Source organism: Undibacterium cyanobacteriorum (assembly GCF_031326225.1).
Classification (GTDB): Bacteria; Pseudomonadota; Gammaproteobacteria; order Burkholderiales; family Burkholderiaceae_D; genus Undibacterium; species Undibacterium cyanobacteriorum.
Window position 1 is genome coordinate 3712662 of record NZ_CP133720.1, and the last position, 13084, is coordinate 3725745.

Consider the following 13084-nt stretch of genomic DNA (forward strand, 5'->3'; position numbering starts at 1 on the left):
ATCTATCCTCTAAAATTTCAATGATTAATTTAAGACTATTCGGGTAAAGCAATCAGGTATTTTGTTTGTTACTCGTAGTGCTTTGCTACGCCCTTCCACAACGCGAGCAATTTCAAAGCAGTTGACAGGTCCTCCAAAATTTCTTGAAAGCACGCTGAGTACTGTTAGGCAATACTTCAAGGCGAGCGTTAAAATACCGACTTCGAAAAGATGAATCAGAAGACAAGTTCTCTCATCTTTTTATCGCCGTTTTTCAATCCATGGTTTCAGTCCATGGTCTCAATCCAAGAGGAAGCCCATGCAATTTAGTGAAGTCTTAGCCAGTCTAACGAGCATCGACCATATCGCCGCAATCGAGTTGTTTTCATCGGAAGATCAAACCACGCCTGTCGCCCGCATTGAAAACAAACCAGGCTCGGCCGGCAGTGTGCGGGTCTACCACGCCTTGATCGCCGAGTTTGGTGCGATTAATGTTGCTGCAGCAGAGAAGGGTTTAACGCTGTATGCGGAACACACGGCAGATGCGGTGGCATTTCCTGGTAAGCATCCGAATATTGATCGCTTAATTCAGTTAAAGGAAACTGGACAAACATTGCAAGCAAAATCGATTGGTATCCAAGTCTAGATTCAATACTTCGGAGTCTTTATGAAACCAAAATCCATCATTTCGGCATTCATACTTTCCACAGTCAGCTTCTTTGCCGGTGCCAAACAAATTGAGAGAACGACGATTCTTCAGGTTAAGGTCACGCCAGATAGTTATATCGTCGAGTGGCAAACTCTCGTTCCTAGTAGTGGCTTAAAAAGATCTGCAAGTACCACATACAAAACGACAACTGAATTTTCAAAAGCATTGCAGAATTCAAAGCCTGCCACGCACGTGTGGCTTATTGAATCACCGAATCTCGAGAAAAAACGTTTAAAGGAAGCAACCACTTTACTTGAAAATGCCGGGTACAAAGGGAAAATTGGAATGATTGGAAATGAAGTGTTTTACTAGTGTCAATCAAGGGAATATCAACAGCGAATCGATCGCAATAGCGAAAAGCGGTACTCCCTCGAATAAATGCGCTTCGACTTAACGCTTTCAGGATCTGCTACTCCACCAACGCGTCCCCCAATAAACAGGCAAACCCGCTAGTCCCAATACGCTCACCCATAGCAAAGACTCACTACCGATACCGACGCTGACCCACACGATATACAGCATCGCAAAGACAGCAGCGGCGACCAAAAGACGTGGGCTCGTGCTTTGTAGTTGTCCGCGCTTCCAGAACACGAACAAGGCCGCCGTGCCGAAGGCGTAGAGCGGCATATTGGCAGCGGTGACCATCACGCTTAAGAAAGTGAATCCTTGCGCTAGGCTGCGGCTATAGTTCATCAAGATCATCACGCTGGCCAAGGCGGCAGTGAGCACTAATGCGATTGCTGGGGCGCCGTGACGATTCGATTTCGCCAAGGCAGCCGGGAAGACGCCATGCGATGCCATTGACGCAGTCATTTCGCCGACCAACAAGGTCCAACCATTCAAAGCACCGAGGCCACTGACGATGACGAACAAGGCAATCCATTGCGACATTTGACCTGGTAGATATCGCTGGAATAAATCGACAAAGGGTGCGCTCGATTGAGCTAATTCATTCGACGGCAGTAACAACAGCGGAATCGCCGATACGCCGATGTAGATGAAAGCCGCCAACATGGTGCCGACCATGGTCGCGCGTGGAATCGTCCGTCGTGGATCGTTCACCTTGCCAGCCGGGATGGTCGCACTCTCAACACCTAACATCGCGAACATGGCGATGGTTGCCGCTGCCGTTGTGCCCGCAAGGCTCGGCGCTTGCGTCGGTACGTATTGTTGAAACAAGACGGGTTCGAACAGCAAGACATACGCACCCAGTAGCAATACGCCCAACATCGGCATCAGCTTGATGATGACGGTGACCATTTGCACGTGGCCCGAAGTGCGCGCACCGAAAATATTGATGGCAACAAAAAACCATATCAAACCTAAAGACGCCGTCGGCGCAAACCAGCTTGCTTGATTCAAGGTAGGGACGAAACTGCTGAGGTAGCCGACCACGCCGATCGCCACCGTGGCATTGGTAATCCAAATCGAGACCCAGTAAGACCATAAAGCAAAAAAGCTCGCCAACTCGCCAACACCCTTGCGCCATGGAGCGCTGGGCAGCTCTCCTTCGTTAGGAATAAACGCGCGTCGAAAATAGGCATAAGGGCCATCGTCTTGTGGAAAGGCGCGCGCCAGATTCGCGAACACCAATGCGATCATCACACAACCGAGTAACGTCACTGCCCATCCTAAGAAAGCATTCCATCCATACGGCGCCAACGAGGCAGGTAACATGAAAATGCCCATGCCGATGATGTTACCGATGATCAGCGCCGTGCACATCCAAAAGCCTAGCGGTTTAGTTTGGTCGGACATGGAGGTTCCGTTTCAGAATAAGAGATCGTGATGAGATGCAACGTGTAGGCTGGGCTGCAATGCCCAGCGTCCAGAGGACGAATGTTTGGTTGGGATTCATTTCATGCGGCGCGATTCTGTCCTTTATGTTGGGCTTCGCTTTGCTCAGCACCAACCTACGGCGTTGCTTCTGCATTATTGTCGACATCGCGTTTATTTTGTTGGGCTTCGCTTGGCTCAGCGCCAACCTACATTCTTTATTTTTGCTGGGCATACGCACGTCGCAACAGATTATGAAAATGCCACACGCCGCTTTCACGTTTAGGATTAAGGCGCCCTGCTTCATACACGCCAGAGGCTAAACCTCGCTGCACTTGCTCGCAAATGGCGATATCTTCGGCTTGAATCTCATCACTGAAAGCTTGCTCGCTGGCAGCCCTCGCTTGCACCTCAGGATCATCGGTATAGTAATAGTCGAACTCCACCACACAACGCTCATGGCCGAGCGGAATAATGCGATTAGTTTGCAAACGGCCCGGCGTGATATTCAGCATGACATTGGGGTACACGAAGTAGTAATAGGCGTGCCCATCACCGTAAATACCTTCATTGTTACGCAGGGGAGAATGCTGCAAGGAATACCAAGCAAAGAGCTCGGTATCGTAGACACGGTAATCCAATACTTTGGACAACCCCGGATGCACATACGGTAAGTGATAGCCTTCGAGGAAATTATCGACATAGACTTTCCAATTACAGGCGAGCTCGTATGAATCACGTTTAGCGAAACGCATGGTCGATAAATCGTGTGGCACGATGCGTTCGGCGATGCCAGCATACACTTCATCGAACGCGGGCACATCCGAACTTAAGGCGACGAATACCAAGCCGTTCCATTCATGCACCCGAACATCATTGAGCCGGATGGTGCCGACATCAAACTGCTGCGCCCCCTGCATCTCGGTAGCGCTGCGCAGTTGCCCATCGAGACTATAAGTCCAACCATGGTATGCACATTGCAAGCTCTTGGCCGCCGAGCCTTTGCAAGTCGCAATCGGCCCCGCACGATGCTTGCACACATTGTAGAAAGCACGCAGTTGCCCATCTTGATGACGCACGATCAAAATCGGTTTATTCGCGATTTGGCAAACCACGTGGTCACCGGTGTGACGTAAATCGCCAGCATGAGCGGCGAGTTGCCAAGTCTTGGCAAACACTTGCTCTTGCTCGACCGCGAGCCATTGGGAATCTTTATAAAAATCAGCGTGCAAAGCCACCGCCACATCGAGCGGTAATTCGGTACACATTTCAGCCAAGGTTTTCGTTGCAGGCAAAACTCACTCCTCCATGCTAGTGCGCTCAATTCCGAGCACTGAGCACGATACATGATTCAACAATACAAATATAAAAATAGCGAGATCACACTCTCACATAGCACTTTTACATAACACTTCTGCACTTTAAGCTAAGTTTAAGAAAGCCAATGCATGATGTATCTCAAGACGCTTGCATGACCATAACTCAAACTAGATCTTGATGTGAATGAATGTCGTATTTCGGCTACTTCGGGACAAGAAAAATCCTTCAGATGCACTAAGAGGTGCGAAGAGGACCGAGATGAAACGAAACCTTGCCACCAAGATGACAGTAGAACTCAGATCAGCAAGCACCGAAATGAGCGAGACAACGAACATTTAACTCGGAGGCTGTTATGAACGAAACACCATTCAACCCCAACGTAGAATCACCCGCTACACAAGAAGCAAGCAAGCAAACAAGCCAGGGCATGCGTCCCGTGCTGATTTGGGATGTTCCTGTGCGACTCGTGCATTGGCTCATGGCCCTCAGTTTTACGGGAGCTTATCTCACTTCTGAGGCCGACGACTGGCGTTGGTTGCATGTGAGCTTGGGCTACACGATGATGGGACTCATTGTTTTCCGCGCCCTGTGGGGCTTTATCGGCAGTCGGCATGCACGTTTCACTTCGTTTATCAAAGGGCCTACCGAAGTCTTCGCTTATTTGAAATCGCTGGTATCCGGTCGTGCTCAGCACTACGCTGGTCATAACCCGGCAGGTGCGATTGCCATTCTCGCCTTACTGATCTTAGGATTCATTCAAACTAGTACGGGGCATCTGTTATATCAAGATCTTGCTGGTGAATGGATGGAAGAAGTACACGAAGCCTTGGCGGCGGTTCTGCTTGGCGTGGTGTTGGTTCACATCGCGGGCGTATTCATCTCGAGTCACTTGCACCGCGAGAACTTAATCAAGGCCATGTTCACAGGACGTAAGCGCGCTGATCAAAAAGTCGCCATTCATAGCCATTGGCGCAGCATAGGATTGCTCGTATTATTGATGGTCAGCGCCTTTTGGACCTATCAGTTACAGGACCAGTTGCAGCATCAATCAAAAAATACAGCAAACGACGGAAAAACCGCAACGACCGAATCGCATGCCACAACAAAACAAGGCAAGCACGAGGATGACGATGATTAAGATGAAGACAAAATCCAAGAGCGTGATATGCGCATCCTTCTCGTAGAAGATGATTCCATCCTCGGTGATGGGCTACAAAGCGGCTTACGCCAATGCGGCTTCGTGGTCGATTGGGTGCGCGATGGCGTGGCTGCTGAATACGAGCTACGTAGCCATGCAAGCGGAGAAAAAATCTATGCTGCCGCAGTGCTCGATCTTGGTTTGCCTCGTGCAGAAGGGTCGCAAGTATTGAAAAACATTCGGCAGCATGGTGTTCAGACACCCGTCTTAATTTTGACGGCACGTGATAGCGTTTCCGACAAACTCACGAGCTTCGATTCTGGGGCCGATGACTATGTCGTGAAGCCAGTCGATTTACTCGAACTTGCAGCGCGCTTGCATGCGCTGATACGACGTTCGCACGGACAAACTCAGAACAAAATTCGATTACAGGATCTTGAAATTGATATCCCGAGTCGACAAGCCAAATTGAATGGGCAAGAGTTGAACCTAAGTGCTCGTGAATTCGATGTCCTACATGCTTTAATGCTCAACGCAGATCGGGTTCTATCACGGGAGCAAATTGAGAAAAATCTTTACTCTTGGGGGCATGAAGTCGAAAGCAATACCGTTGAAGTGTATGTTCACAAACTCAGAAAAAAACTGGGTAACCAGTTGATCCACACGGTGCGCGGAGTCGGCTATTTGATGCGCAAAGAGACTTCGTAGAGACAAAAGCATGCGTCCAACATCCTCCCCATCAATGCAGAAACGATTAACGCTGATTCTGTTGACAGCGCTGAGCCTAATCTGGGTATTGACTACCCTCTTGGTGTGGCGCGACGCGAGTCACGAAACGGATGAAATATTAGATGGGCACTTAGCGCAAGCGGCAGCGCTCTTGGTGGTCCAGCAAGCCAGCGATTTTGTCGATCAGGAACAATCTATCAAAACGCCTTTACTGCATCAGGATGCGCCGCGCGTCATGTATCAAGTTTTTCACGAGGGCAAACTAAGCTTACGCTCAGAAAACGCACCACGCACTGCGATTCTCCCCTTACATTCCACGGCAAAACCGAGTTACAGTAATATTCGTTTTGAACAAAACGATTGGCGCTTATTTGCGACCCAAGGTGCAGAACAAGATGTGGTGGTCTACGTCGCCGAAAAGCAAAGCGCTCGTGCAGAAATTCTCCATGCCTTAATGCGTAGCTTAACGCTGCCCATGCTGCTTGCCTTGCCACTGCTGGCACTCAGCATTTGGTTTGCCGTTCGTTATGGGCTGAACCCTCTGCGAGAACTCAGTCAGCACTTGCAGACACGCCAGGCAGGTAATCTGGCGCAGATCAGCCTCACTACCTCGCAACAAGAAATTGAACCGGTCTTGGAAGCGCTGAACGATCTGCTTCAAAAGAACGCCAAACTGCTGGCATCTGAACAGGCGTTCACTTCCAATGCTGCGCATGAACTCAAAACACCGATCGCCGCCATCCGCATGCAGGCACAGGTTGCGGCTGTCGCGGAAGATCAACAAGACCGGCAACACGCTTTAAGCCAGCTACAAGTCGCCTGTGATCGCGCCAATAGAACCATCGAACAACTGTTGACGCTGGCGCGCATCGAACAGACAGGGCTTGCGCTCGACGAGCCGATTAATTTTGCTGATTTGGTACGCGAGGCACTCAGTGAGATGGCCATCGCCGCGATCGAAAAGCAGCAACAGATGGGCTTCGAACAGCAATGTGAGCCATGCCTCACCAGAGGCAATTCCACCCTACTCAAAATTTTACTGCGCAACCTCATCGACAATGCAGTCCGATACTGCCCGGCGCGGGCAAACATCGCGCTTTCGCTCACCTGCAATGAGCAAGAACTCCACTTTCAAATTGAAGATGATGGGCCTGGTCTGAGCGAGACAGAACTACAAAAGATCGGCGAACGCTTTTATCGCGTCTTAGGCAATGAAGCGAGCGGCACTGGTTTAGGATGGTCGATTATCCGCCGCATCGCCGAAGTACACCAAATACAAGTCGCCATTGCACGTGCCAAACCTGAAGGTGGCTTGCGCATAGAACTCAAACTACCGGCGCAAACCCAGCAAAATCGGTCATCACTGCACTAGCGACTATTTTGAGCATCACTTGTCATTCAGCGATCGCACTTGTAAGAGCTGCGCCAACTTCTGCATTGACTCTCGGCTACTTACTTCAATCTTCAAAGTACGCTGTGGCTGTAAGGTGAGCGCATTGTCAGACAATTTCACCGGCGCGCCACGGAAGTCCAAGATCACTGCACGCGCCAAGACGGGACTCTTCAATTGAAGTTGGTAGCGATTGCCGACGGACTTCCAAGTGAGCTCGATGTTCGCTGACGGCAGTTTGAGCTCCTTCGCCGGAGCAAAATAGATTTCGTCCTGCGCAATGACGGCCTCGCCCTGCAATAACTCCATCAACACAAAATGACTGCGAGGATCGCGCCCTTGCAAGAGCTCTTCGTTGCGGATGTGAGCAATGCGCTGAGCGGTATTCGGTCCGATGTTGAATGGAATAATCTGTTCGCGGAAGACCTTGCCAGTGAAGTCCATGCTGCGCAGTCGTACTTTGACGACGGTGTTCTGCAGACGTTCAGAAGCCACACTGACGCTGGTCACGCCATCCAGATTTTCCGCCACCACCGTGAGCGGCGCAAAGGCTTTGCGGGCCTGATAATGCAAAGCCTTCCAATTACCGAAATAATCAATGCTCGACCATGATGCCCCCGGCCACACGTCGTTCAATTGCCAGTACATCGAACCCATGGTGCGCGGCATGCTAGCGCGGTGATGTTTAATCGCGAGTGTGATTCCTTCCGCTTGCATCACCTGACTCAGGTATAAGAAATGAGCGAAGTCGCGTGGCTCGCCATAGTTGGCGCGAATATAGTGCAGGAGTCGCGCATTGCCCTCGCCGGCCATGAATTTTTGGTGTTGGCGGATGACAGGATGATCGATGGCTTGCTGATCCGCTTGAGCGAAGTAATCGACCGTTGATTGCTGTGGCCAAGCTTGCAAACCAAACTCCGACATAAAACGTGGTGTCTCACGTTGATATTCTTCGACGGGTTTAGAACCGCCCCACACGTCCCAATAGTGTTTATCGCCGCGCTCACTGTCATTGGCTTTGTCGTCCAAATCATTGCTCGGCGAGCTGGACCAATATGGCACGCCCTGTCCATGGTCTTGCACGACTTGACGCAGATCGCGACCAAAGAGTTGCACATAGCCTTGCCACACTTGCTCAGCAAAAGTGGGATTGGCTTTTTGCAGTTCTTTACCAATGCCCCAATCCTTCCATGCCGTTTCCTCTTCATTATTGCCACACCATAAGACGACACTGGGATGCGCATTCAAACGTTGCACTTGCTGCTTCGCTTCTTCTAACACGTTGCGCCGGAAAGCATCGTCGTAAGCAGGAACCACGCCACCACCAAACATGAAGTCTTGCCAAATCATGATGCCCATTTCATCGGCCATGCGGTAGAAGTCATCGTTCTCGTAATAGCCGCCACCCCAAATTCGCAGCATATTCATATTCGCATCACGTGCTGCTTGAAGAATCTCACGCTGCTGCGCCACAGAAATACGATTGGGGAACATATCAAACGGAATCAAATTCGCGCCCTTGGCGAATACTGGGATACCGTTCACCAAAAAAGTAAATGCTTGTCCGCGCTTGCCGGTGTTTGGATTCACCTCTTGATCGAGACTGCGATCGAGAGTGACGGTACGCAAGCCTATCGTACGCGCTTGCTTAGCCAAGACGCGTTGTCCCGCTCGCAGTTCAAATTCCATGCGATACAAGGCTTGTTTGCCATAGCCATGTGGATACCAAAGCTGTGGCTTGGCGATCTTGATATCGAATTGAGCGTGTCGTGCTTCCTTGGCGTTTGCTATTGCGCTATCCAAGTCGCTCAAAATGCGCTTGTCTTGCGCCACCACTCGGCCACGAGGGTCACGTACTTTCCACCAAACTTCAAAAGGATTCGTTCTCGATACCGGTTGCAAACCCGCCTGCAAATCCATCTGCACATCAACTTGTAAATCTACTCTTAATTGCGCTTGCTGTTGATCGAGCTTGACTTGGCGCACTTGGACTTGCTCCACCCTCACCTCATCGTAGGTGATCAAACTCACAGGGCGCCAAATACCCGCTGTCACATAACGCGGCCCCCAATCCCATCCATAGTGATAACCAGGCTTGCGCACAAAATTCGCGGTCATAGCGTCTTTCGGTTCATCGCCATACGGTGAGGGATAATTGCCTGCTAATTTATGCGGCATCGCTTGCACTTGCGGCAGCATCTTGGTGATCGGTGAATACAAGCGCACCAAGATCGTGTTCGACTTGGCTTTCAGTTTGGCGCTGACATCGATCTCATAGGTGCGAAAGGCATTCTCAGCCGCTATGATTTTTTCACCGTTAAGGAAGACTTCCGCAAAGGTATCGAGACCATCGAAACGCAGGATCTTTTTCCTGTGCTGAAGTCGCGCGGCGTCGAGTTCAAACTGCAATTGATATTCCCAATCTGCCTTGCCTATCCATTGCAGACCGGCCTCAGCTTGCCCCGCATAAGGATCTTGAATCAATTTGTGATGTAAAAGATCAGTGTGTACATGACCCGGCACTTGCGCGGATCGCCATGATTGCAACTCTTGATGGTCTTGCGCATGTTGCTCAGCGATGCGAAATTGCCAGCCCGTATTGAGCATGAGGCGCTGCTCTTGCGCTTGCGTGATGGATGCAGAAGACATGAGCGCGGCCATGATCATCAGTTTGGATAAGAAGTCGATGGAGGGGGCAGTGATGCGTCGAAAAAGGGCCATGGCGTTTCTCGAATTGTTCATGGGGTTTGATGAGGACGATGACGTTCGCCGATGCGCTCGCCAAAAGATTCAGTAATTGAACTGCGAAGGCACTTGGGCATTTCAGCAATGAAGACCCAAGCGCACGATTCGAACTTAAGACAATGGATTTCCGCTTTCGCGGGAATGACGGCAAACAACGATCATTGGAACAAGTCCGTATTCAATCCGAGCTTGCTCACGTTATTGCCATTCACTTCGCCTTCACCACGGCCTTCTGCACCGCGCTTTGGCGACCGTCTGCCAGCACCGTTAAGACTTTTACAGTCAGGTCTTGTTGCGCAGCGAGGTTCACGGTCATTGGTCCTTGATAAGCAGCGCCAGTCGCTTGTGGTTCGCTACCATCGATGGTCACAATCAACTTACTTCCCGCCACCGGCGCTTGCAATGCGATCTTTGCTTGTTGATCTTTCACGCTGATCGTATCGAGACCACGTGGACGTGGAATCCTATAGCCAATTTTTTGCGCCGACAGCCGCGGATAGTGCGCATCAAGACGTTGCTCGAAATCTGCGAACTGACGCTGTGCTTGTGGCGTCCAGCCGACCTCTGCCATCGCTAACAAGCGCGGGAACACCATGTACTCGACTTTTTCTGAACCACGTAAATACTCGGTCCAGACATTCGCCTGCACGCCACGAATATGATGTTGTTTGGCAGCGTCGAGTACGCTTGGCACAGGGTTATACGAATACACTTTTTCGATCGGAATTTCGCCGCCCAAATTCCACAACTCTTGGTCTTTTGGTCCTTGACCCGCATCGAAATAACACCACGAGGTTGGCGTCATAATCACATCGTGCCCTCCTTTGGCTGCGTGGATACCGCCTTCCTCGCCGCGCCATGACATTACGGTGGCATTCGGCGCGAGTCCGCCTTCCAAAATTTCATCCCAACCAATCAAGCGCTTGCCTTTGGCGTTAATCATTTTTTCGACACGACGAATGAAGTAGCTTTGCAACTCGTCTTCATTTTTCAAGCCTTCACGTTTCATCACGTCCTGTGCCAAGGGGCTGGCTTTCCAACGTGTTTTCGGTGCTTCATCGCCACCGATGTGGATGTAAGGTCCAGGGAATAAAGCCGCCACTTCCGTCATCACGTTTTCGAGGAATTGGAAAGTCTGTTCACTCGGGCAGTAGATGTCCTCAATCCCCCCCCACACCGTACCCACTTCAAATGGTCCTGGCGTACAGGCTAATTCTGGGTAAGCCGCGATGGCAGCTAATGAGTGGCCCGGCAATTCAATTTCCGGTACCACCATGATGTGCTTGCTCTGCGCATAAGCGACGACGTCTTTGATTTGCTCTTGCGTGTAAAAACCACCATACGGCTGACCATCGCCAATATAGGGATTGAAATTGCGATCCTTAATCGTCTCTTTGCGGAAGCCGCCAACCTGCGTCAATTTCGGATACTGCTTGATCTCGATGCGCCATCCTTGGTCTTCGGTCAAATGCCAATGAAAGGTGTTCATCTTGTACACCGCCATTTGGTCAAGCAACTTCTTGATGAACTCGACTGAGTACATGTGACGTCCGACATCAAGGTGCAGACCGCGCCATGCAAAGCGCGGCTGGTCCTTGATTTGCATCGCTGCGATTTTCAAGCTAGTCGATTTGGAGTCGGTTTTCGTCGCCGGCAATAATTGCAGCAAGCTTTGAAGGGCATAAAACTGACTATTGGCATTACCATTCAATTGAATCTGCGTCGTCGTGATGTTCAGTTGATAGGCTTCGTCACTCACTTGGCGGACCTGATTCAGATCGGCGTTGCCGTTCTTCGTGGTGCTCAACACAATCACATTACCTTCTTTTGCATGCGGCTGTCCGAGTTGCACTGACAACTTAAAACCCAAACTCGATTCGATCGCTTGGCTCAGTAAATTCGCGTTAACTTGCGAGCTTGCATCATCGGCATAGATGCGCGTTTTATTCGACAATACGAAAACCCCAGCTGAAGGGTTGAGTTGCGCTGGCATAGGAATCAAGGCGGGCTTACTAGCATTGAGCGTTGCTGATTTTTGACCGGTCTGTGCTGCGGCATTTCCACTCACCAGCAAACCTGCCGACAAGGTAAAGCAAGCGAGGCTGGCGACCAGTGCGCCCGTTTTCAAAACTCGCGGGAGCGAACGTGGGGAAGAAAAAGGTGAGGCGCTAAGCTTGATGGTGCGTGACATAGATTCCCTTGAATGTAAAAGACAATGCCAAACTAATACTGCATGCCATGGCGAAACCTACAGCTTATAGCGAAGTCTTTTTACATATCAAGGGTTTACGGGAAATTACCTAGTGTTTAGCCTAGCAAGTAAACAGTTCCGCCGAAATCCTACACAATGCGCTTTACAGATTGCCGTTGCCTGGGGGATTACCACCGCCCATGCCGCCATTCATGCCACCGCCCATACCACCACCGCGGCGTCCTTTATGACCTTCCCCCTGAGCACCACGTCCTTCGCCCCGGCCTTCGCCGCCGCGGCCACCAGGATGATCAGCCACACGCATTAATTGGTCTTGCAACATCTGCGCGACAGCATCTCTTTGACTATCGCTCAAAGCGTCATACAAGCCCATCCACGCTTCGCGTAACTCCTTATTTTCTTGGAATGTCGCCAGATCATCTTGATTCATGAGGGCGATCATATCGCGTAGCTCCGGCGCTTTCTCTTTGAGCCGATTTTTCACACTCATTTGTATTTCTTGACGACGCTCGTCGCGCGTTCTTTGTATGCTCTTCGTCTTATACTCAACCTGCAGCCATAGGGCCTGCTGATTGCTACTTAATTTCGCAAGATTCTTCATTTCGCCCAAAATGGGCACCACATCTTGTAGGCGAAAATCATTGAGATCAATCGCGTGCGCCGGTGGCACAAAGCATACAGCCGAGATCGCGATTAGACTGGCGCTAGCCTTCTTCAAAAACGGAAACATCTGAACTCCTTTAAATCGATGTGGAAAGAATCACCGCATCTTACGCCGACATTTCTGTTTTGCGAGGCCTCCGTTTTGAGCTATTCAAGCAATCGTAAAGAAGTGATACACAGCGATACTTTTCAATCGTTGAACTTAAGCAGTTGAATCATTTGATGTTTTCGCCAAGCGGATGCGACGCATCAATGACTCAACGCGAAAACTCGTCCGCCTCACCAACAATTCTTTACAAAAATTTTCTTCTCTTCCGACGAACGATTGATCTTCTCAGCCGCAAGCCCAATTAGAAAGCGATTCAAAATAAGCAAATTAAATATGCATTAATGTGCATTAATTAAGCATTCGCTTTGTACAAA

At 50.2% G+C, this 13084-nt stretch carries 10 protein-coding genes; 5 read left to right on the forward strand and 5 right to left on the reverse strand.

Features of this window, described 5'->3' with window-relative positions; all coding sequences use genetic code 11:
- Window positions 1-298: 298 nt before the first annotated feature.
- The gene (locus RF679_RS15445; protein WP_309481520.1) at window positions 299-625 is read left to right on the forward strand and encodes a DUF2322 family protein; all 327 of its coding nucleotides are present in this window, start codon (window positions 299-301) and stop codon (window positions 623-625) included.
- A gap of 21 nt (window positions 626-646) precedes the next feature.
- Window positions 647-1000 (forward strand): hypothetical protein, encoded by a 354-nt coding sequence (locus RF679_RS15450; RefSeq protein ID WP_309481521.1) that lies wholly within the window; start codon window positions 647-649, stop codon window positions 998-1000.
- A gap of 87 nt (window positions 1001-1087) precedes the next feature.
- Here RF679_RS15450 and RF679_RS15455 read toward each other — a convergent pair whose 3' ends face one another.
- Window positions 1088-2446 carry an APC family permease gene (locus RF679_RS15455; protein WP_309481522.1) on the reverse strand — a complete coding sequence of 453 codons (1359 nt, stop codon included), beginning with the start codon at window positions 2444-2446 and terminating at the stop codon, window positions 1088-1090.
- Between the two features lie 236 nt (window positions 2447-2682).
- On the reverse strand, window positions 2683-3759 hold the full coding sequence (locus RF679_RS15460; protein WP_309481523.1) for an aromatic ring-hydroxylating oxygenase subunit alpha: 1077 nt from the start codon (window positions 3757-3759) through the stop codon (window positions 2683-2685).
- A 377-nt stretch (window positions 3760-4136) separates the two neighbouring features.
- Between RF679_RS15460 and RF679_RS15465 the strand changes: the two genes are divergently transcribed.
- From RF679_RS15465 to RF679_RS15475, 3 genes are read left to right on the forward strand one after another with little or no spacing between them, the layout of a single operon-like run.
- Window positions 4137-4922, forward strand: coding sequence for a cytochrome b/b6 domain-containing protein (locus RF679_RS15465; RefSeq protein WP_309481524.1), 786 nt, complete (start codon window positions 4137-4139; stop codon window positions 4920-4922).
- A 27-nt stretch (window positions 4923-4949) separates the two neighbouring features.
- Window positions 4950-5630, forward strand: a complete 681-nt coding sequence (locus RF679_RS15470) for a response regulator transcription factor (protein ID WP_309481525.1) — start codon at window positions 4950-4952, stop codon at window positions 5628-5630.
- A gap of 10 nt (window positions 5631-5640) precedes the next feature.
- Window positions 5641-7023 (forward strand): ATP-binding protein, encoded by a 1383-nt coding sequence (locus RF679_RS15475; RefSeq protein WP_309481526.1) that lies wholly within the window; start codon window positions 5641-5643, stop codon window positions 7021-7023.
- 15 nt (window positions 7024-7038) lie between these two features.
- Here the strand turns inward: RF679_RS15475 and RF679_RS15480 are convergent, their stop codons facing one another.
- The 3 genes from RF679_RS15480 to RF679_RS15490 form a co-directional block, all read right to left on the reverse strand.
- Complete coding sequence (locus RF679_RS15480) at window positions 7039-9762, reverse strand: beta-mannosidase (protein ID WP_309481527.1); 2724 nt, start codon at window positions 9760-9762, stop codon at window positions 7039-7041.
- 232 nt (window positions 9763-9994) lie between these two features.
- A complete protein-coding gene (locus RF679_RS15485) occupies window positions 9995-11977 on the reverse strand; it encodes a beta-N-acetylhexosaminidase (protein ID WP_309481528.1) in 1983 nt (660 codons plus the stop codon).
- 163 nt (window positions 11978-12140) lie between these two features.
- Window positions 12141-12728, reverse strand: coding sequence for a hypothetical protein (locus RF679_RS15490; RefSeq protein WP_309481529.1), 588 nt, complete (start codon window positions 12726-12728; stop codon window positions 12141-12143).
- Window positions 12729-13084 lie beyond the last annotated feature (356 nt).

Coding starts and splice junctions, on each gene's coding strand:
- RF679_RS15455 (WP_309481522.1), bottom strand. CDS start 2,446: ATGTCCGACCAAACTAAACCGCTAGGCTTTTGGATGTGCACGGCGCTG.
- RF679_RS15465 (WP_309481524.1), top strand. CDS start 4,137: ATGAACGAAACACCATTCAACCCCAACGTAGAATCACCCGCTACACAA.
- RF679_RS15450 (WP_309481521.1), top strand. CDS start 647: ATGAAACCAAAATCCATCATTTCGGCATTCATACTTTCCACAGTCAGC.
- RF679_RS15445 (WP_309481520.1), top strand. CDS start 299: ATGCAATTTAGTGAAGTCTTAGCCAGTCTAACGAGCATCGACCATATC.
- RF679_RS15480 (WP_309481527.1), bottom strand. CDS start 9,762: ATGGCCCTTTTTCGACGCATCACTGCCCCCTCCATCGACTTCTTATCC.
- RF679_RS15485 (WP_309481528.1), bottom strand. CDS start 11,977: ATGTCACGCACCATCAAGCTTAGCGCCTCACCTTTTTCTTCCCCACGT.
- RF679_RS15475 (WP_309481526.1), top strand. CDS start 5,641: ATGCGTCCAACATCCTCCCCATCAATGCAGAAACGATTAACGCTGATT.
- RF679_RS15470 (WP_309481525.1), top strand. CDS start 4,950: ATGCGCATCCTTCTCGTAGAAGATGATTCCATCCTCGGTGATGGGCTA.
- RF679_RS15490 (WP_309481529.1), bottom strand. CDS start 12,728: ATGTTTCCGTTTTTGAAGAAGGCTAGCGCCAGTCTAATCGCGATCTCG.